This window comes from Glycomyces niveus, assembly GCF_017592475.1.
GTDB classification, from domain to species: domain Bacteria; phylum Actinomycetota; class Actinomycetes; order Mycobacteriales; family Micromonosporaceae; genus Glycomyces; species Glycomyces niveus.
On record NZ_JAGFNP010000005.1, the window covers coordinates 264016 to 284378 of the forward strand.

Annotated in this window: 16 protein-coding genes and 1 tRNA gene; 7 read left to right on the forward strand and 10 right to left on the reverse strand. The window is 70.3% G+C overall.

Translation table 11 applies throughout. From position 1 onward, the window contains the following. Positions 1–27: 27 nt before the first annotated feature. The 5 genes from J5V16_RS11810 to J5V16_RS11830 form a co-directional block, all read right to left on the reverse strand. Entirely contained in the window at positions 28–1788 is a 1761-nt protein-coding gene (locus J5V16_RS11810) for an IucA/IucC family protein (RefSeq protein WP_208496468.1), read from the reverse strand. After that, positions 1785–2375, reverse strand: a complete 591-nt coding sequence (locus tag J5V16_RS11815) for a GNAT family N-acetyltransferase (RefSeq protein ID WP_208496470.1) — start codon at positions 2373–2375, stop codon at positions 1785–1787. The genes J5V16_RS11810 and J5V16_RS11815 overlap by 4 nt, the downstream gene beginning before the upstream one ends. Continuing rightward, on the reverse strand, positions 2372–3646 hold the full coding sequence (locus tag J5V16_RS11820; protein WP_208496472.1) for a lysine N(6)-hydroxylase/L-ornithine N(5)-oxygenase family protein: 1275 nt from the start codon (positions 3644–3646) through the stop codon (positions 2372–2374). Before J5V16_RS11820 ends, J5V16_RS11815 begins: the two co-directional genes overlap by 4 nt. Further along, positions 3643–5046 (reverse strand): pyridoxal phosphate-dependent decarboxylase family protein, encoded by a 1404-nt coding sequence (locus J5V16_RS11825; protein WP_208496623.1) that lies wholly within the window; start codon positions 5044–5046, stop codon positions 3643–3645. The genes J5V16_RS11820 and J5V16_RS11825 overlap by 4 nt, the downstream gene beginning before the upstream one ends. Before the next feature lie 451 nt (positions 5047–5497). After that, a complete protein-coding gene (locus J5V16_RS11830) occupies positions 5498–7174 on the reverse strand; it encodes a DUF885 domain-containing protein (protein ID WP_208496474.1) in 1677 nt (558 codons plus the stop codon). 67 nt (positions 7175–7241) lie between these two features. On the opposite strand from J5V16_RS11830, the gene J5V16_RS11835 reads away from it, so the two are divergent. Further along, a complete protein-coding gene (locus tag J5V16_RS11835) occupies positions 7242–7808 on the forward strand; it encodes an NADAR family protein (protein ID WP_208496475.1) in 567 nt (188 codons plus the stop codon). 12 nt (positions 7809–7820) lie between these two features. Here the strand turns inward: J5V16_RS11835 and J5V16_RS11840 are convergent, their stop codons facing one another. From J5V16_RS11840 to J5V16_RS11850, 3 genes are all read right to left on the reverse strand, one after another. Next, entirely contained in the window at positions 7821–9218 is a 1398-nt protein-coding gene (locus tag J5V16_RS11840) for an FAD-binding oxidoreductase (RefSeq protein WP_208496476.1), read from the reverse strand. 382 nt (positions 9219–9600) lie between these two features. After that, entirely contained in the window at positions 9601–10620 is a 1020-nt protein-coding gene (locus tag J5V16_RS11845) for a hypothetical protein (protein WP_208496478.1), read from the reverse strand. A 101-nt stretch (positions 10621–10721) separates the two neighbouring features. Then, positions 10722–10794 (reverse strand) — tRNA-Asn (locus tag J5V16_RS11850). 261 nt (positions 10795–11055) lie between these two features. On the opposite strand from J5V16_RS11850, the gene J5V16_RS11855 reads away from it, so the two are divergent. Next, a complete protein-coding gene (locus tag J5V16_RS11855; RefSeq protein ID WP_208496479.1) occupies positions 11056–11388 on the forward strand; it encodes a YtxH domain-containing protein in 333 nt (110 codons plus the stop codon). A 110-nt stretch (positions 11389–11498) separates the two neighbouring features. Here the strand turns inward: J5V16_RS11855 and J5V16_RS11860 are convergent, their stop codons facing one another. Further along, positions 11499–13970 (reverse strand): glycoside hydrolase family 3 protein, encoded by a 2472-nt coding sequence (locus tag J5V16_RS11860; protein ID WP_208496480.1) that lies wholly within the window; start codon positions 13968–13970, stop codon positions 11499–11501. Between the two features lie 50 nt (positions 13971–14020). Beyond that, positions 14021–15268 (reverse strand): MFS transporter, encoded by a 1248-nt coding sequence (locus J5V16_RS11865; protein ID WP_208496481.1) that lies wholly within the window; start codon positions 15266–15268, stop codon positions 14021–14023. Positions 15269–15402: 134 nt separating this feature from the next. Here J5V16_RS11865 and J5V16_RS11870 point away from each other — a divergent pair, with 134 nt between their 5' ends. From J5V16_RS11870 to J5V16_RS11890, 5 genes are all read left to right on the forward strand, one after another. Continuing rightward, positions 15403–15999, forward strand: coding sequence for a TetR/AcrR family transcriptional regulator (locus J5V16_RS11870; RefSeq protein WP_208496482.1), 597 nt, complete (start codon positions 15403–15405; stop codon positions 15997–15999). After that, complete coding sequence (locus J5V16_RS11875; RefSeq protein WP_208496483.1) at positions 15996–16865, forward strand: putative RNA methyltransferase; 870 nt, start codon at positions 15996–15998, stop codon at positions 16863–16865. The genes J5V16_RS11870 and J5V16_RS11875 overlap by 4 nt, the downstream gene beginning before the upstream one ends. Before the next feature lie 81 nt (positions 16866–16946). Then, positions 16947–17792: a glutaminyl-peptide cyclotransferase gene (locus J5V16_RS11880; protein ID WP_243901063.1), complete on the forward strand. Its 846-nt coding sequence runs from the start codon at positions 16947–16949 to the stop codon at positions 17790–17792. A gap of 87 nt (positions 17793–17879) precedes the next feature. Continuing rightward, positions 17880–19046 carry a serine hydrolase domain-containing protein gene (locus J5V16_RS11885; RefSeq protein WP_208496485.1) on the forward strand — a complete coding sequence of 389 codons (1167 nt, stop codon included), beginning with the start codon at positions 17880–17882 and terminating at the stop codon, positions 19044–19046. 152 nt (positions 19047–19198) lie between these two features. Next, entirely contained in the window at positions 19199–20362 is a 1164-nt protein-coding gene (locus J5V16_RS11890) for a hypothetical protein (protein ID WP_208496486.1), read from the forward strand. The last annotated feature ends 1 nt before the right edge of the window (position 20363 follow it).

Sequence of the window (20363 nt, forward strand, 5' to 3'; positions counted from 1 at the left end):
CTTCCCATCCGGCCGTACGCGGTCCGCTCAGCGCCAGGAGGCGAGCGGATTGTCGAGCCTGCCCACGTAGATGAGGCTCTCCTCCTGGTTCTCGAGGTCGACCATCTGCTGGTTGTTCTTGAGCTGCAGGCGGTTCAGGCACGAGAGGGTGAAGCTCTCCTCGAACAGCGGGAACCGCGCGAAGGCCTCGGCCAGTTCCGGGTGCGCCGCCTGGTAGTCGCGCAGCGATTCGGCCGCGACCCGCCAGAACTCGTCCTCGCTCAAGACGCCGTCGAGGTGCAGGTGCCCGGCCAGGAACCGCAGGAAGCAGTCCAGCACGTCGGTGAGGATCGAGAGGGCCCGCACGTCGTCGGGCACTTCGGCCCGGATGCGCCCGATCGCCTCGGGCACCGGCGTCGCGGCCTCCAGGACCGCGCACTCCTCGCCGATGTCCTTGAAGAAGACGCGTTCGACCGCGCCGTCCTTGAGCACCAGGATCACGTTCTCGCCGTGGGGCATGAACACGAGCCCGTACCGGTACAGGCAGTGCGCGACCGGCACGAGGTAGGCGTCGAGGTAGCCGCGCAGCCAGTCGGCCGGGCGCAGCCCCGAGCGGCGGATGAGGGCCGACGCGAGCGGACTGCCGTCACCATCCACATGCAGCAGTGAGGCCATGGTCGCGACATGTTCGCCCTTGGCGAGCTTCGGGACCGGGCTCTCGCGCCACAGGGCCGCGAGCATCTTGCGGTACGGCGAGCCCTTCGGCGCGCCCGCCGTGTAGGCCGGGTGCCGGTAGCCCACGGACGCGCGCTCGCGCAGGATCGTCACGCCGTGCCGCTTGAGGGTCGGGTCGCCGTGCACGAGATCGGCCACGTAGTCGCTGATCGCGGGCGTGACTTCCATGTACTCGGTCGAGAGCCCGCGCATGAACCCCATGTTGAGCACCGAGAGCGCGGTCTTCACGTAGTCGGCCTCGGGCCGGGAGCGGTTGAAGAAGGTGCGGATCGACTGCTGCGCCTGGAAGTCGTCGTGGCCCTCGCCGAGCGGGATGAGCCGCCCGGCGGCGATCTCGGGCGCGAAGGTCACCGAGATGCGGTTGCGCCACTGCCACGGGTGCACCGGGATCAGATAGACGTCGTCATAGGACAGTCCCTTGTCGGTGAGCAGCGACGCGAAGTACTCCCGCGAGTCCGCGTCGAGCTGCGTCTCCAGCAGCCAGGCGAAGTCGAGCTCCGGCGAGGCCGCGAACATCGCGTGCTCGCGCCGCGCCGCCACCCACATGAGGCGCACGCCCGCGCCGGTCTCGGGCGCGTATGACAGGTAGTCCTCGGAGGTGAACCCGAGCCGGCCCGAGCCGGCGACGAAGCACGGGTGCCCGCCGGTCATGCCCGCCTCGATCGCCTGGAACCCCGCGTCCACCAGCGACTCCGCACTGGGTTGGCCCTCGCTGAGCTGGTATGCCCCGCGGTTGATCGTGGCGGCGACCTCCTCGAGGTAAACCGGCAGCACCGCGTCGCTCAGGCCCAGTTCGCCTTTGAACGAGAGGAAGAACGAGGCCGCGTCCAGCTCGAGCGCTTCGCCAGAGGAGTCGGTGCGCTCGATCGAGGCGGCGTCGACCACCCAGTGGTCGAGTTTGAGCCGGTGCGCGGTGAACCGGTACCGCTCCGGCCCGGCCGAAAGGGTGTACGCCTCGCCGTCCTTCACCGGCACGAGCAGCCGCTCGTGGGCGAACTCGCCGATGGCCTTGGCCAGCAGGTTCCTTGTAGCCCGGTGCCACAGTTCGGGGGTCAGGTGGTCGATCGCGCTCACGCGGGCACTCCTCTCGCGGCGGACCGCTCGAAATCGATTCGGGTGCAGAAGCTCAGCAGCGCCTGCTTGTCCTTGAGCTCCACCGTGCGCTCGGGCTTGAACCCGACGAACTCGTTGAGGCGGTGGATGGCCTCGTTGCCCGCGTCCGGCTCGACCACGACCCGCTTCGCGGCGAAGCCGTCGAACAGCAGGTGCATCACGGTCGCCATGACGCCCTTGGTGAACCCGGGGATCGGCTTGTCGGTCGGCGCGGTGAGCACGTGCATCCCGATGTCGCCCGGGACCGGGTCGTAGACGCCGGCCAGCTCCGACTCCGCGGGGTCGTAGACCTCGACGAGGAACCGGGCCCGGTAGTGGTAGAGCCCCATGTAGGCGAAGTGCGCGGGGTTCACCTCGATGGCCTCGTGCTCGGCGAGCACGTCGGCCACGGAGGCGTCCTGCATCATCCAGTATTTCGCCTTCGGGTGCGTCACCCATTCGTGCAAGAGCGGCGAGTCGGTGGGCGGGTCGACCGGTCGCAGGCCGAAGTCGCCCAGCTGCGCGTGATGGTGGTAGAACGTGCTGGGGGCCAGCATCTCGAGGTTCACAGTGGTGCTCCGAATTCCTGGAAGCCGATGCGCTGTTCGATCGGGTAGACCTCCCGGCCGGTCAGCGACCGGATGATCCAGGAGTTGCGGTAGGCGGCCATGCCGAGGTCGGGCGAGACGAAGCCGTGCGTGGCGAGTTCGGCGTTCTGGACGAAGATCTCGCCCTCACCGGAGGCGTCGACGCTGTAGTCGCGGCGCGCTTCGAGCCGACCGGTGGCGTCGAAGCGGAGCCGGTCGCGGACCTCGTTCATGAACTCCGGGACGCGGTAACTGTAGCCGGTGGCCAGGACCAGGCCCTCGGTCTGGAGCTCGAAGGACCGGTCCTGCTCGTGCTGGCGCACGCTGAGCCTGACGCTCCCGCATCCGGCCGCCTTCTCCACGGTGCAGTTGGTGAAGAGCCGGGTCGGTACGGACCCGCGCTCGAACCGCTTCTGGTACAGCAGGTCGAAGATCTCGTTGATGAGCTCGGCGTTGATGCCCTTGTAGAGGTTCTTGTGCGCCGCGTTGAGCTCATCGCGCTTGGCGGACGGCAGCCCGTGGAAGTAGTCGACGTACTCCGGGCTGGTCATCTCGAGCGTCAGCTTCGTGTACTCGAGCGGGAAGAACCGCGGCGAGCGGGTGACCCAGTTGAGCTCGTACCCGCCTTCCTCGATGTCCCCCAAGAGGTCCCGGTAGATCTCGGCGGCGCTCTGGCCGCTGCCGACCACGGTGATCGAGCCGCATTCGCGCAGCCGGTCGCGGTGCTCCAGATAGGACGACGCGTGGCACACGGTCGGGCTCTCGAGGTCCCGGCACGAGGGCGGGATCCAAGGGGGCGTGCCGGTCCCGAGCACGAGCCGCTTCGCGTGGTCCACCGCCGCGCCCGCGGGGCCCTCGGAGTGGACCGCGTAGACGCCGTCCTCCCAGGTCACGGCGGTCACGGTCCGCTCGAAGCGGAGGTTGTCGAGCTTCTCGGCGGCCCAGCGCAGGTAGTCCTGGAACTCGGTGCGCAGCTGGAAGAACGACTCGCGGATGTAGAACGGGTAGATCCGCCCGCTCTCCTTGAGGTAGTTGAGGAACGAGTACTCGGAGGTCGGGTCGGCGAGGGTCACGAGGTCGGCCATGAACGGCACCTGCATCGTGGTGCCCTCGATGAGCATCCCGGGGTGCCAGTCCACGTTCGGCTTGCGCTCCAGGAAGATCCCGTCGAGCCCGTCGATCGGTGCGGTGAGCGCCGCGAGCCCGAGATTGAACGGCCCGATGCCTATCCCGATGAAGTCGTAGACCTTCACGCCGCCTCCTGCGCCTTCTTGCCGTGGCGCGCCAGCGCTTCGAGCACCGGGACGATGTCGGCGAGCCCGGTCTCCGGGTTGAGCAGGGTGAGCTTGAGGGCGGTCCGGCCCTCGACCTTGGTGGCCGCGACCATGCCCTCGCCGGAGGCCGCGAGGGCTTCGCGGGCGAGGCGGTGGGTGTCGTCGTCGGCTCCGGCGAGGCGGAACAGGACGGTCGAGAGCTGCGAGGGCGGCGCGGCGACCTCGAAGCGAGGGTCGGAGGCGAGCCAGTCCCAGGTCTGGTCGGCGAGCGCGCAGACGCGGTCGAACATGTCGCCGAGGGTGTCGGGTCCCAAAGTGCGCAGGGTCATCCAGAGTTTCAGCGCGTCGAAGCGGCGGGTGGTCTGGAGGCTCTTGTCGACCTGGTTGGGGAACACGGCTTCGGCCGGGTTGAGGTAGTCGGCGTGGTGCGTGACGTGCCGCAGCGAGGCGCGGTCGCGCACGAGGAGCGCGGAGGAGCTGACGGGCTGGAAGAACGACTTGTGGTAGTCGACGGTGACCGAGTCGGCGTGCTCGATGCCGCCGAGGAGGCCCCGGTGCTTGCGCGAGACGAGGACGCCGCAGCCGTAGGCGGCGTCCACGTGGAACCAGACCCGGTGCGCCGCGGTGACTTCGGCGATCGGGCCGAGCGGGTCGACCGACCCGAAGTCGGTGGTCCCGGCGGTGGCGACGACGGCGGCGGGGATGAGGCCCTGCTCGCGGCAGGTCTCGATGGCGGCGTCGAGGGCGGCGGGGTTCATGCGGAACCAGTCGTCGGCGGGCACGGTGATCACGGCCTCCTCCCCGAGGCCGAGCAGCCGGGCCGCCTTGACGACGGAGAAGTGGGAGTGCGGCGAGGCGAAGAGCCGCAGGCGGGGGAGCACCTCGACGCCGCGCAGGGGCGTGCCGACCTCGAGGCGGTGCTTGAGGAGGGCGTTCTCGACGGCCTCGTCGCGGGCGAGGAGGAGCGCCTGCAGGTTCGACTGCGTCCCACCGGAGGTGAAGACGCCGTCGGCGTCGGGGCCGAGGCCGATGCGCTGCGCGGTCCAGTCGATGAGACGCTGCTCGATGAAGGTGCCGCCGGCGCTCTGGTCCCAGGTGTCGACGGAGGTGTTGACGGCGGCGAGCACGGTCTCGGCGGCGACGGCGGGGAGCGCGACGGGACAGTTGAGGTGGGCGAGGTAGCGCGGGTGGTGGAACCAGACCGCGTCCTTGAGGTAGAGGTCGCCGATCTCGTCGAAGGCGTCCTCGAAGGATTCCAGAGGCCGGTCGAGGTCGACCGCGGCGATGGCCGGGCCGAGGTCGGCGGGGGCGGCTCCGGTCCAGGGCCGGTCGACGGCGGCGAACCGATCGGCAAGGCGGCCAGCGACGTCGGCGATCATGCCGCGGTAGGCGGCGGCCGATTCGCGGCCCAGGAGGGCCGGCGGGTCGGAACTGGCGAGCGGCGCGGGAGCCGGTCGGAGGTCGGCGCTTGTCAGCACGGGGGGTCACCTTTCGTACGAGCACAGGTCTCTCGGAATGCCGGGGAACGTGTAGGTTAGGCTAACCTAAATCAAGTCCGCGCAGAAGGGCCGATCCCGAATGGTGACGTTCTCCACGAATTCTTGCGGAAGCTGCCCGCACAAGGCATTTGCGCGCGCGGCGGCATCGCCATGAAGTCCAATATGGACTGATAAATCACACTACGTCGCAGTGAAGACGCTGCGGACACGGTGAAGAAGTCTGAGTTGCGGCGGCGCCCGGGGGGAGCCACCGCCGCGACTCATATCGTGCAATACGGGGCCGGAACTGTCTGTCACCAATCCGACAACGGACCGTCAGGCCCCGAAACCCCTAGGCCCCCTCGGCGATCCAGTCCTCCACGACGCCGGTCATCACCGCCAGCGGGATCGATCCGTTGGAGAGGATGCGGTCGTGGAAGTGCCGCAGGTCGAACGCGTCCCCCAGCTCCCGCTCGGCCCGCTCGCGCAGCGCCCCGATGTGCCGGCGCCCGATCATGTACGCGAGGGCCTGGCCCGGCCAGGCGATGTAGCGGTCGATCTCGTTGTCGATGTTCACCTGCGAGAGCGCGGTGTTCTCGCGCATGTACGCGACCGCCCGCTCCCGCGACCAGCCCAGGATGTGCATGCCGGTGTCCACCACGAGGCGGCAGGCCCGCCACGCGTCGAACGAGATCATGCCGAGCCGCTGCAGATCCCCGCTGTAGAGCCCGATCTCGTCGCACAGCCGCTCGGTGTACAGGCCCCAGCCCTCGCCGAACGCGGTGACGTACGCGAACCGGCGGAACTGCGGCAGCCCGTCGAGGGTCTGGCCCAGCGCGAACTGCAGGTGGTGCCCGGGCACCGACTCGTGGAACGCCAGCGCCTCGTACTCGTACCTCGCCCTCGTCCCGGGCGCGTAGGTGTTCACCCAGTGCGTGCCCGGGCGCGAGCCGTCGGCGGCGGGCACGGTGTAGTACGCGAGGGTCGCGCCCTTCGCGGACGCCGCGGGGATCTCCGCGATCGTGCAGGGCGCGATGTCGTATTCCAGGAACGCCTTCGGGAGCGCGGCCTCGGCCCGGCGCAGCGCGAGGGTGACGTCCTCGACGATCTGCTCGCCGGTCTCGTACCGCAGCGAGGGGTCGTCGCGGAGGCGCGCGATGACCTCGGCGGTGTCCCCCGTGCCGAGCGCCCGCGACCCGACCTCGGCGAACTCCTCGCGGATCCGCTCGACCTCCTCGAGCCCGATCCGGTGGATCTCCTCGGGCGTCAGGTCGACGGTCGTGAACTGCCGCAACGCCGCCGCGTACCCGTCCGATCCGCCGGGGGTGCAGCACACCCCGACGTACTCGTCGAGCCGAGCGTTGGGAAGGAACTCGGCCTCCAAGGCCTCGCGCCACCGGGCGAGCGAGGGCCGCACCCGCTGCGAGACGAGGTCCTCGGCGGCGGCCTGCCATTCCTCGAAGTCGACCCCCGCCGGCGTCGGCGAGACCAGCGGGTCGGCCGTCACCTCGGTCCCGAGGTAGTCGTCGATCTGCTCGATGACGGCGAGCACGCCGCGCCGGGTCTGGTGCCGCCCGTCGGCGCCGGCCTGCCGGTACCGCTCCAGGACGGCGTCGAAGTACGCGTCGAGCGAGCCGAGCCGCACGAGGTAGTCGCGGCTGCGCTGGTCGGAGTCGAGGCTCATGCGCGGCAGCGAGGAGAGCATCGCGGAGACCGGCCCGGTGATGGTGTTCGAGAGCCCGACTTCGGACAGCGCCGCGTCGATGCTCGCGGTCTGGTCGGCGACGAGCCGCGCGAGCATCGAGTGCGTGATCCGGTCCTGGCCGTCCAGTGCGTCCGCGTCGATCCGTTGCAGCCCTTCGCCGATCTCGGCGTGGTGGGCGCGCCGGACGGCGTCGCCCTCGCGGCTCGGGTCGGGCAGCTTGTCGTCATAGCCGGGAATGCCGTAGAAGCTGGCCGCCGTGGGGTTGTCGGCCAGATGGAAGTCGAAGTACCGCTGCGCCAGTGCGGCGAGTTGAGGATCACCCATGAAGCGACCCTACGTCGCCGGTGTAACCGCCGTCCGTGCCGTTCGTCGGTATGGCAAGGTGGGGCGCATGTCTGCGTTCGTTCTGCCGCGCGACGTCGACGAGGCGATCGCCCTGACGTCGGCCGGCCGGTCCTTCAAATACGTGCACTTCTGGGGCCACTCGCCCGAAGCCGACGGCAGCGCCGGGCGCGGGTGCCTGAGCCAGTGGTGGCCCGCGGCCTTCACCGAGGACGGGCACCGCTTCGCCTCGGCCGAGCACTACATGATGGCGCACAAGGCCTGGCTCTTCGGCGACGCCGCCGCCGCGAAGAAGATCCTCGCCGCCGGCCACCCGGGCGAGGCGCAGGCGCTCGGCCGCAAGGTCCGCGGCTTCGACCAGGCGACCTGGGAGGCCGAACGTTTCGGCATCGTCGTGCGCGGCAGCCTCGCCAAGTTCGGCCGCCACCCCGACCTCCAGGCCTACCTCCTCGGCACAAATGAGCGCGTCCTCGTCGAGGCCAGCCCCCGCGACCGCATCTGGGGCATCGGCCTCGCCGCAGCCGACCCGGCCGCCGCCGACCCCGCTACGTGGAAGGGCCTCAACCTCCTCGGTTTCGCCCTCATGCAGGCCCGCGCCGACCTCCGGCAAGGGTGAGGCGCCGCCGCATCATGCGGCCGCGGGCGGGATGTTCTGGTTCGCGTGGAAGAAGTTCTCCGGGTCGTACATGCGCTTGATCGAGGCGAGGCGGTCGTAGTGACCGCGGTAGGTCGACCGGACGCGTTCGGGGCCCTCCTGCTCGCCGAGGAAGTTGATGTACGAGCCGCCCATGGAATGCGGATGGAGATCGTTCCAGTAGTCGACGCACCATTGGCGGATCCGGTCGGCGTTCGCGGGCTCGGGATCGATCCCGCCGATGACCGCCGACCACACGGCGTCCCGGTAGGCCCAGGCCGTGTCGTCCGCGCCCACGCGGTGCGCGGCCCCGTCCACGGGGTAGAGGTGCATGGTCGAGGAGTCGGTGGCCAGCGCACTGGCGTACCGCTCGTGCACGTCGATCGCCGCGTCGGAGATCGAGTCGAAGAAGTCGCCGCGCCAATACCACTGCAGCCCTTTGGGAATCAGCTCGTCGAACATGCTCTGCAGCGCCGGGTAGGGCATGGGCGCGCTGAAATGGAACGCCGGCGGCGCGGGTTCGTTCACCACCGACAGCACTTCCTCGAGGCGGCCTTCCTCCAAGCCGCCGGTGTAGCACCACACCACGGCGCACATCTTCTGGCCGTGGATCGGCTCGGGGAACGGCGGGCCGGGCGGCACCGCCAGGACGGCGAAGAAGCCGTTGAGATCCTCCGGCGCGGCGGGCAGGAACTCGCGGTACCACCGCATCACGTCCTGCGTGCGTTCGACGGGCCACACGGTCAGCCCGACGCCGACGTTCGCGACCGGGTGCAGCCCGAACGTGAACGAGGTGACGACGCCGAAGTTGCCGCCGCCGCCGCGCAGCGCCCAGAACAGGTCCGGATGGTCGGTCTCGGAGGCGGTGACGAAGGTGCCGTCGGCGAGGACCACGTCGGCGGAGACGAGGCTGTCGATGGTCAGCCCGTACTTGCGGGTGAGGTGGCCGTGCCCTCCGCCCAGCGTCAGGCCGCCGATCCCGGTGGTGGACATGATGCCCGCGGGTACGCCGAGGCCGAAGGTGTGCGCCGCGTGGTCGAGGGTGCCCAGCTGGCTGCCACCGCCGACCTGCGCGAGCCCCGTCGCCGGGTCCACCCGCGCCCAGTCCATCGCGGAGAGGTCGAGCGTGAGCGCGCCGTCGACCACGCCGAGCCCGGGGCCGCTGTGGCCGCCGCCCTGCACCGCCAGATCGACTCCCTCGTCCTGCGCGAAGGCGATCACCGCCCGCACATCGGCGGCGTCGACGCACCGGGCGATCGCTGACGGGCGCCGGTCGATCATGGCGTTGTAGACGCTGCGTGCTTCGTCGTATCCCGGATCCGCCGGTGCCACAACGTCGCCCCGCAGCGCGCCCCGCAGTGTCTCGAGTTTCGTTTCGCTGAGATCGCCCATGATCGAATGCCCCCACTGAAGAATGGAAGAGAATCGGCCGCGTGCGCCCCGTCTGATTCGCCGGGGACCGCCGCAGAGGTCGTTGAATGAAGGAGCCCCGAACACTGCCGAGGGCTCCTGACCTGCCACGTCAACCGTAAGACTGCTTCGGCTTCCCGTCTCGCGATTCCCCACAGCCGCCACGGCGCGCCCCGATCGGACAACGAAAAAGCCCGGACCGGCTTACGCCGTCCGGGCCGTTCCCACTGTCTCAAGGTGGCTCCCCTCCTCAAGGCCTATGCGTGTCTATCCCCGCAGGTAGCAACCCTGAGAACCCGCCTAGCGGCCTGTCTATCCGGCCAACCCGACTCCGCGATAGCCGAAGCTTGAGGCTTGGATCAGGTCAGACCATCTCCATGACCGGTGGGTGCTCTGGGTCGAGGCCGCAATGGAAGATCTGGAGGTCGTAGCCGCGACCGAGGTAGACGTCGACGGAGCCGTATCTTTTCGGAACCTCTGCCGCGCCGTCGCGTTCCTCCAAGGGCCGCCAGTGCGATGTCGGAGAGTCCAGTCCTCCGGTGGCGGCGGTCAGCAGCGGCTTCGCCTCTGCTCCGCATTCGCAGCGGACATCGAAGGCATCGATAATCCACCATCCGGCTCCGTGGCCGTTCACCTTCCATCCTGGTGCCAGTGCGTTGTCGTGGTAATCGAAGGCTTCCGACCGTTCAGTGGTCGCCTTGATTTCCTCCCTGAGCTCCGGGGAGAGCAGATCAGTATGGGGAAACTCAGTGACCTCTTCGGGGGCGAGCGCGCATGGGCTCGGCACGTAGTCCTTGAAGCCGACCAGCGTGTTCCGCGCCGGGTACACGGGCCTGAGCACGGATTGGGAGGTGTCTCGCCACCGCAGATGTACTGCGGGCTCGTAAGCCCCGTAAGGCCCAGTCTCGGGATGGTCATACGGGCACCACAGGACCTGAAGAAGGTCGAAGCGTTCGCGGAACGGCAAGCCTGGTACATCGCGTGTGAATAGCTGGGCCACAGGGAGGAGCGGCGCCTCTGCAGTTTGGAACTCGTCTCCCCGGGAATCACCGCGCCCGGGTTCGCGAAGGCTGTCCAGGAACGCTTGTTCCTCTGTCGTGAACGTGTCCGGTGTTCCTCCGCCGGGCGTGCTCCATGCCAGGTCCTTGATTCGCCGATCCTCGAAGACTTCGTCCAACGTCTCCAGCGAGTCCCACTCGTGAGGGCCTGTACATGTCGGCCAGGCCTCATCGATGGGCCACAACAAGGGCCCTCCGATCGAGGATTGCTCTGCTGTCGGCTTGCCATGCCGCGGGTGCAGCCGCACAGCAGTGCGGGCCAGCGTGGCGAGTTCGGGCCACATGGCAGCGAGATCGAAGGGGCGGTCAGGCGTGGTGAAGGGCATCGGGAATCCAACGGTCGGAGGGTATGTACCGCCCGGAAACTAGCACCGCCATACGACAAGAAGACGAAAGGCCGGTCGTGGGACCGGCCTTTCTGTGTCTGCTCCCCAACTTGGACTCGAACCAAGAACCTGCCGATTAACAGTCGGCTGCTCTGCCAATTGAGCTATTGGGGAAGGGGTTCCAGCTCGGCTTCCGCCGTGCGAACCGGATATGACAGTACAGGACCGGCGCGGGCGGGTGCCACCGGGGTGGGTGTGGTGTGGGTCCGATCCGGGCGCGAGATCGGGTGGAAACGGGCGGCGCGTTTCCGTCATGGGCCGCGTGGGCACCCCGAGATGGGGCAGAATGGCCGCTATATGCGGCGACGCACAGTGAACTCCAGAGCACAGCAACCAGAGCAGCGTTCGGCCCTCGGGCCGGCCGAGGAGGCAAATATGCGGAAGTGGTATCTCGTGGCCGGGTTCGCGGTCGGCTACGTCCTGGGGGCGAAGGCCGGGCGCGAGCGCTACGACCAGATCGTCGACTACACCAGGCGCGTGACCGGCAACGACAAGGTGCAGCAGGTCGCGACGACGGTGCGCACGCAGGCGAACAAGGCCGTGGACGCGGCGCAGGACAAGATCAAGGGCACCAAGTTCGGCGAGATCGTCGAGAACTTCACCGCGAGCGCGGACGAGCCCCCAAAAGCTGAGCCCTGGGACTCCGCCGGGGTGACCACGCCGGTCCGGAGCGACAGGGCGCTGCGCGAGGACGCACCAGGGTTCTGAATCCCTTAGGGGGAGCAGTGGGGGGGGGGGGGGGGGGGGGGCCCCCCCCCCCCCAAATTTTAGGGGTGAGGGGGGGGGGGGGGGCCCGCGGCCCCCCCCCGCCGCACTTTTTACTGCTTGACCTGGGCCTGGAGGCGCAGGTCGGCAACGTTGCGGCCCGCGGCCACGGTCCAGGCGCCCGGGACGGTGCGCCAGGCGCGGTGGGCCTCGCTCCAGAACTGGAACGAGCGCTCCTCGAGCGGGATGGTCACTTCGACGGTCTCGCCGGGGGCGGCCTCGATCGCGGCGAAGCCTGCGAGGCGGTGGGTCTCGATGCCGCCTTCGATGTCGACGCCGGACTCGGGCGAGAGGTAGACCTGGACGACCTCGCGGCCGGTCACCGCGCCGGTGTTGCGGACCCGCACCCGGGCCTCGTCGCCCGCGACGGTGAGGTCCTCGTACGTCCACTCGGTGTAGGAGAGGCCGTGCCCGAACCAGTACGCGGGCTCGTAGCCGTCGCGCTGCTCCCAGGCGCGGTAGCCGATGAAGATCCCCTCGTCGTAGTGGAGTTCGCCCTTCTCGGGGACGACCTTGACGACCGGCGCGTCCTCGAGGCGGCGCGGCCACGTGGTGGTGAGCCGCCCGCCCGGTTCGGCGCCGAGCAGGACGTCGGCGAGCGCGTTGCCGCCCCCCTGGCCGGGGAACCAGGTGAGGAGGATCGCGGCCACGTCGTCGGACCAGGGCATCTCGACCGGCGAGCCGGTGTTGACGACGACGACCGTGCTCGGGTTGGCCGCGGCGACGGCGGCGACGAGCTCGTCCTGGCGGCCCGGCAGGCGCAGGTCGGGCCGGTCGAAGCCCTCGGACTCGGTGAGCGCGGTCGTGGAGACCACGACCACGGCCACGTCGGCGTCGCGGGCCGCTTCGACGGCCTCGGCGATGAGCCGGTCCTCGTCGGGGCGCGGCGGGGTGTGCATGAGCCCGAACAGGACCGAGGGCGGGAACCCGGGCGGGAACGAGAACGGCGTGAACTCGTGGCGGACCGGGATCTCCTGGCCCGCTTCGAGGTGCAGCGTCGCGCGCTCGATGCCGGGGCCGAAGAAGGCCTCGAACGGGTCGTCGGTGGCGTAGTCCTGGTCGCCCTCGAAGACGACCTCGTCGCCGATCACGAGCTTGTGGTGGCCCAGGCCCCTGGTGCCGAAGACGTGGTCGCCGGTTTCGGCGACGGTGAAGACGCCGTCGAGGAGCGCCAGCCGGAAGTCGTCCCGGGCGAGGTCGCCGGGCAGGTACCCCATCCATTTGACGTCGCCGTTCGCGAGCGGTTCGGGGTCGAGTTCGGTCCCGTCGGCGCGCACGGGCCGCGCCTTGAGGTCGAAGCCCTTGCCCGCGGCCTCGATCTGCTCGAAGAGGTCCACGCCCTGCGCGTACTCGACGCGGTCGCCGAGGGCGGCGGTGAGGCCGTCGAGCGGGGAGACCACTGTGGTCGGGAACACGGTCGCGGAGCCGCCGCCGAGGATGCGGGCCTTGGCCGCGGCCGGGCCGATGAGCGCGAGCCGCCGGACCGCGTCGGCCTTGAGCGGGAGGATCGCCGCTTCGCCGCCTTCGGGCGCGTCGTTCTGGGCGAGCACGAAGGACCGCTGGGCGATCTCGCGCAGCAGCGACTCCGGGTCGGTGACGGCGGCGTTGCGTTCACTGACCGCGGCCTCGACGCCTTCGAGGGCGCCGACGCGGGCGGCGAGGGTGAGCATGCGGCGCACCGCGTCGTCCACGTACGTCTCGCTGGTGCGGCCTTCACGAACGGCCGCGACGAGGTCCGCGCCGTAGACCGTGAACGGCCCGGGCATGGCGAGGTCGAGCCCGGCTTCGATGCCCTCGACGGTGTGGCGGGCGGCGCCCCAGTCGGAGACGTTGAAGCCGTCGAAGCCGAACTCGTCGCGCAGGACCGCCATGAGCTCCTTGTGCGCGGTCATGGTGTGGCCGTTGACGGAGTTGTACGCGGTCATGACGCCCCACGGCCGCACGGCGGCGGTGATCATCTCGAAGGGCCGCAGGTAGAGCTCGCGCAGAGCCCGCTCGCCGATGATGTTGTCCACGGTGAACCGGTCGGTCTCGGCGTCGTTGCCGACGTAGTGCTTCATGGTGGTGGCCACGCCGCACTCCTGGACTCCGGCCACGTACGCCTGGGCGATGCGCCCGGTGAGGTACGGGTCCTCGCTGAACGCCTCGAAGTGGCGCCCGCCCAGCGGGGAGCGGTGGAGGTTGATGGTGGGTGCGAGCAGCACGTCCACGTCCTTGCGGATCGACTCGGCCGCGAGCAGGTTCCCGATGCGGCGCACCAGCTCCGGGTCCCAGGACGCGGCCTGGGCGGTCGGGCTCGGCAGCGCCAGGGACGGGTCCGCGACGGTCCAGCGGCGCCCGCGCACCCCGATCGGGCCGTCCGAGACGGTCATCGACCGCAGGCCCGCCTCGGGCACGGCGATCGTGCGCCACATGTCGAGCCCGGCCAGCAGGTCGGCCTTCGTCTCGAGGTCCATCGTCGCCAGGGCCGCTTCGACGGCCGCCGCGTACTCGGGCCGGTCGGCGGGGATCGTCCAGTCGCTCATTCCCGTTCCTCTCTCTGGTGTGTCATATCGGTCGTATCAGTTCGCGGGGGTCATCGCACCCGCTTGACGCGGAGCACGCTCAAAGCGCCGCACACCGCGACGGCGGCGGCAGCGGCGAACAGCAGGGCGTAGTTCTCGCCGCCGCCCACGGCCAGCACCGCGGTGGCGGCCAAGGGGAGCAGCACCTGCGGGAACCCGTTGGCGAGGTTCGCGACCCCGAGGTCCTTCGCGGGGGCGTCGGGGTTCGGCAGGGTCTGGAACACCAGCACCGCGTCCACGGCGGCGAACAGGCCGCCGGAGACCGAGAGCACCAGCTGCGCGGCCACGATCATCGGCAGGTTCGACGCGGTCGCCAGCAGGATCAGGCCCGCCGCCGAGATGAGCCCTGACGCGACGAACAGCGGGCGACGCCGCCCGATCCGGTCCGAGAGCCAGCCGCCGCCCAGCGCCACCGCGGTCTGCAGCGCGTAGCTGGCCAGGAAGAGCACGCCCACGACCCCGCTGGCCTCGGCCGGGGTCAGGTCGAGTCGCGCGGCGGTGAAGTACACCATGTAGACCATGGGCGCGGCCCCGCCGAACACGAGCAGGAACTTCGCCAGCCACACCCACCCGAAGTCGGGGTGGCGCCGCGGATCGAACACGAAAGTGGCACCGATCGCCTTGAGCGAGAACGGCTCCCGCGGGGCCTCCACCTGGGGGTCTTTGAACCCGAGCACGAACTGCGCGGCCAGGGCGATCGCGAGCGCGCACGGGATCATGAACATCAGCCGCGTGTCCTGGGTGAGCGCCGCGAGCCCGGAGCCGGCGAGGATGCCGCCGGTGACGGCCGCCCCGAACGCGCCCGAGACCTGGCCCTGGTCCTTCGCGGGGACCTGGTCGGGCACCGAGGCCATCGTCCCGGCCAGCGCCGCGTTGAACCCCGCCTGCGCCAGCGCCCAGCCGAACACCAGCGCCCACACCTGCGGGACGAACGCGATCACCGCGATGCCCGCCGTGCCGGCCGCGATGCCGCCGGCGATCCAGGGCCGGCGGCGCCCGAACCGCGAGCGGGTGGCGTCCGAGAGGCGGCCCCAGACCGGGCCGCCGAACATGCCGACGGCCGCGCCCACGCTGAGGACCATCGCGTAGACGGCCTCGTAGTCGGCGCCGGCGACAGCTTCGACGCGGACGGCGAGCGTGATGATCGAGGGGGTCATGAGCGCGGTCCACAGGCCCCAGTTGGACAGGGCCGCGCGCACGATGAATCCCTTGGGGGCGGCCGCGGGCCGCGCCGGGGCCGGGGTCAGGTCGAGTGTCATCGGGCCGCTCCGCTGCGGTGAGGGGAAGTCACGACTCGGAGTCTGCCATGTCTACCGAGTGATCGGTAGATTTGTTTATCGAATTGTGACACTCTATGCTGGAGCACCCGACCGCGCAGATTCGAGAAGCACCCATGCCCAGTCAGCAAGGCACCCGGCACAGCGCCCGCGGCCAGGCACGCCGCGACGAGATCGTCAAGGCCGCGATCGAGGTCATCGCCGAGCGCGGCTACCGCGGCGCGACCCTCGCCGCCGTCGCCGAGAAGGTCGGCCTCACCCAGCAGGGCCTCCTCCACTACTTCCCGAGCAAGGAGGACCTGCTCATCGGCGTCCTCCTCATGCGCGAACGCTGGGACTCCGGCGGCCGCGACGTCATCGCCGACCCGATGACCATGGCCGCCCACCAAGGCGTCGTCGAGGCCAACGCCCACCGCGAGGCCATCGTGCGCACCTTCTCGGCCCTCCTCGGCGAGTCCGTCACCGAAGAGCACCCCGCCGCCGAGTTCTTCAAGCTCCGCTACCGCCGCGTCCGCGAGGCCTACACCGCGAGCCTGCGCCAGGAATGGGGTGACCGGCTCCCATCCGGGCTCACCCCGGAGGAGGCCGCGCCGCTCCTCATCGCGATCATGGACGGACTCCAGTTCCAGTGGCTCCACGAGCCCGAGTCGTTCGACATGCCCGCCGCGTTCCGGGCCTTCGTGCGCCTCCTCGATCCGAAAGCGGCTCAATGACTCTGCCCGCCCTCGCCGCGCTGGCCTGCCCCAACTGCGCGCAGCCGCTCACCCAGGCCGACCGGCGCCTGTCCTGCCCCGACGGGCACTCCTTCGACCTCGCCAAGCAGGGCTACGCGCCGCTGCTCGCGCCCGGCTCGAACGCGACCACCGGCGACACCGCCGACCAGGTCGCCGCCCGCGAGGACTTCCTCGGCTCGGGCGTCTACGACCGGCTCACGGCCGCCGTCGCGGCCGCGTCGGTCACCGACGCGCCCGGCGTGGTCATCGAACCCGGCTGCGGCACCGGGCACTACCTCGCCGCCGCGCTGGCCGCCGACTCGTCCCGGGAGGGCATCGGGCTCGACACCTCGAAGTACGCGCTGCGCCGCTGCGCCAAGCGCGTCATCGCAGGCGACGAACCGCGGCGAGACGCCGGAACCCATGGACGCCTCGCCGCGGTGCTCGCCGACGCGTGGCAGCGACTGCCGGTGCGCGACGGCGCCGCCGCCGCGGTCCTCAACGTCTTCGCCCCCCGCAACGCCGACGAGATCGCGCGCGTGCTCCACCCACGAGGAGCACTCGTGGTCCTCACCCCCCGGCAGGACCACCTGCGCGAACTCGTCGACGCCTTGGACTTGCTGAGCGTCGACCCCGCGAAACCGCAGCGGACCGCCGACCAGCTCGGGACCCTCTTCGAGGCCGAGCGGACCGACGACATCTCGTATTCGATCGGTTTGGGACACAAGGAGGTGCTGCAGCTGGTAGGCATGGGCCCGAGCGCCCGCCACCTCGACGCCGACGCCCTCGCCGCGGCGGTGGCCGCGCTCCCCGAGCGGATCGACGTCACGGTGTCGGCGTCGGTGACCCGGTGGCGCAAGCGATAACGCCGCCGCCCCCGTCCGAGCACTTGTCCTCGTTTGTCTCGACCAGTACGGTACGAACCAGCACCCCTGTACCGGCTGGAGATGAGATCAGTGTTCGATGAGAAACGCGCGACGCGGCGCGGCCTGGCCCTCGGCGCGACCGGCCTGCTCGCCCTCTCCGGGTGCGGCACCGGCGACGCCGCCGCCGAAGACCAGGTGACCGTGGCCGCCGAGGCCGGCGTCGAGGAGCTGGGCGTCGAGGTCCTCGAGACCTTCGACCACGACCCCGACTCGTTCACCCAGGGCCTGCAGCTCGCCGAGCACCCCGAGCACGGCACCGTCTTCTACGAGAGCGCCGGGCTCTACGGCGCCTCGGACGTGCGCATCGTCGCCCCCGGCACCGGCGAAGTGCTCGCGTCCCAGGACCTCCCGGTCGAGCAGTTCGCCGAGGGCCTCACCCTCACCGACACCGACCTGTGGCAGATCACCTGGCAGGAGCACACCGCCCACCGCCGCGACCCCGTCACCCTCGACGTCATCGAGAGCGTCGAATACGAAGGCGAAGGCTGGGGCATCTGCTACGACGGCGAACGCCTCGTCATGAGCGACGGCACCCCGACCCTCACCTTCCGCGACCCGGTCACGTTCGCCGAGACCGGCACCGTCGACGTGACGCTCGACGGCGAGCCGGTCGCGCAGATCAACGAGCTCGAATGCGTGGGCGGCCAGGTCTGGGCCAACCTCTGGCTGACCGACCAGATCGTGCGCATCGACCCCGAGACCGGCGAGGTCGGCGCGGTCGTCGACGCCGCCGGGCTGCTCCCCGAGGAGGACGCGGCCGGGGCCGACGTGCTCAACGGCATCGCCGCCGGCGAGGAGGAGGGCACCTTCTACCTCACCGGCAAGCACTGGCCCAAGCTGTTCCTCGTCAGGTTCGCTCCGGCCTGAGGCACCGCCCCCGGTACCCCAGGCTGTACCGCGGAAGCGGGGGTTCACGGGATCGTCTGAAGCCGTTGCGGCCCATAGATTCTGGGCATGCGAACCAAGATGATCCCCGCCGCCGCGGCGGCCCTCGGCCTCGTCGGCGTCCTCGCCGCCGGGCAGGGCGCCGCGGCCCATACCCGCGAACTCGACACCGAACGCCTCGAGGCGCGACTCGATGCGTTCGCCGCGCAAGCCGGCGGCTCCGTCCTCGTCCAAGTCGAGCACGGCGACGACACCTGGACCGCCGCCGCCGGCACCCGCGACCTCGCCGGCGACTCGGCCCCGGCGCGCCCGGGCGACCGGGTGCGCATCGGCAGCGTCACCAAGTCCATGACCGCCGCCGTCGTGCTCCAGCTCGAAGGCGAAGGCCTCCTCGACCTCGACGACCCCATCGGCGACCACCTCCCCGGACTCCTTCCCTACGAAGCGGACCCGACCGTCCGTCAGCTCCTCCAGCACACCAGCGGCGTCCCCGACTGGCTCCGCCTCGCCTACCCCGGCCTCGGCCAGGGCGACTTCACCGAGATCTACGCGGGCTATCGGACCCATCACGAGCCTGAGGAACTGATCGCGATAGCGACCGCCGAAGACCTCGACTTCAGGCCGGGCACCGGCTGGTCCTACTCCAACACCGGGTACACGATCCTCGGCATGCTCATCGAAGAGCGCACCGGCAACAGGCTTCGCGACGAACTCGAGGCGCGCGTCTTCGAACCCGCCGACCTCGACCGCACCTACCTCCCGCGCGACGACACCGCCGGCATCCGCGGCCCGCACGCCGTCCCGTACGTCACCACCGGCGACCCGGACCGCCCCTACTTCGACGCCACGCTGCTGTCCAACACGCAGACCTGGGCAGGGGGCGGCGTGATCTCCACGGTCAGCGACCTCAACGACTTCTACGAGGCCCTCTCGGACGGCACCCTCCTCACCGAAGAGCAGTTCGCGGAAGCCGCCACATTCCTGGAGACGGGCAAGAGCCACGACTACGGGCTCGGCCTCGGCGGCGTCGAGATCGACTGCCCCACCGGGAAAGAGACCTTCTACGGCCACCACGGCGACGGCCTCGGCCACCAGACCCAGTCCTTCCACTCCTTCGACGGCGAGCGCCGCCTCACCGTCTCCTGGAGCATTGACGACAAGGCCGGATACGGCGACGGGGACGCGTTCGACCAGGCCCTCTTCGCACTGACCGCCACCGCGCTCTGCAAGGCGTAACGCCGCCTCCCGACCGGCCCGGCGCAACAGCGCCGGGCCGGCCGCACGCCCTAAGCGCGCGTGAGGAACCGCCCACCTTATCGTCCTGAGTGCACAGACCCAGAGGCCAAGCGGGAATTGCGCGGAAGGTTCGGGTACGCCATGATGAGGTCATGGCCATCACACCCCTGGACCGATTGCTGGAGTACAAGATGCACCTCTTGACCGACTCCCGGCAGCCTCGCGCCTACGCCACCTGGTGGCAGGACCTCACCACCGCGGCCTTCTCCGCGTGGTTCTTCGGCGGCCTCGTCCTCGACGTCAACGCCCACGCCCGCGGCTGGGCCGAATCCTTCTTCACCTGGTGGCACCTGGCCTTCTACACCGGCTTCTTCGCCACCGCGGCCTGGATCGCGTGGATGTTCGTGCGCGCCCACCGCGCCGACGGCCGCACCGGCATGGCCGCCGTCCCGCACGGCTACGGCCCCGCCGTCGTCGGCGTGCCCCTCTTCCTCGTCTCCGGCATCGCCGACATGATCTGGCACGAGGTGCTCGGCGTCGAAACGAGCCTCGCGATCCTCTTCAGCCCCTCGCACCTCACGCTCGCCGCGGGCGGCGTCCTCATCGTCGCCGCGCCCCTGCTCTCGGCCTGGCGCCGCGCCGCCCGGGGCGCCGAACCCGAGCCGATCCCGCTCGAGGCACGCATGGCCGCCCCGGCCCTCTCCCTCGGCTACATCACGACCGCGCTCGTGCTCTTCCTCGCCTACCTCGTGCCGCACACGAACTCCCCGTTCGCGGTCGCCCAGGCGCTGCGCGGCCCGAACGTCTTCGAGGGCTTCCCGGTGGCGGGCATCGTGTTCACCACGGTGCTCGTGCTCGCGCTGGCGGTGCTCATGACCGGCCGCTTCCGGCTCCCCCTCGGGTTCTTCACGGTCGCGTTCGCCTACCCGGCGGTCATGGCCGGCGCGTACACGGGGTTCGAGTACGGCGGATACGTATGGATCTTCCTGCTCTCGGGCGCCTGGCTCGACTTCCTGATCTGGCTCATCCGGCCCGAGCTGCGCCGCCGCCGCGACCTGCTGGTGCTCGCCGGGGCCTGGGCGGTGCCGATCTGGGCCGCGTTCCTCATCGCCACCGGAGCGGCCACCGGCGTGTGGCCCGCGGTAGAGATCGGGCTGGGCGCACCGGTCGTCGCGGCCGTCGTGGGCGGCCTGTTCATGCTCGTGGTCCAGCCCGAGCGGCGCGACGCGGTGCGTCCCGTCGAGGTCGAGCCCTCGCCGTTCGACGACGTGATCGCCCGCGCCAAGGCCATGACCGCGAACAAGCCCGCCGAATAGC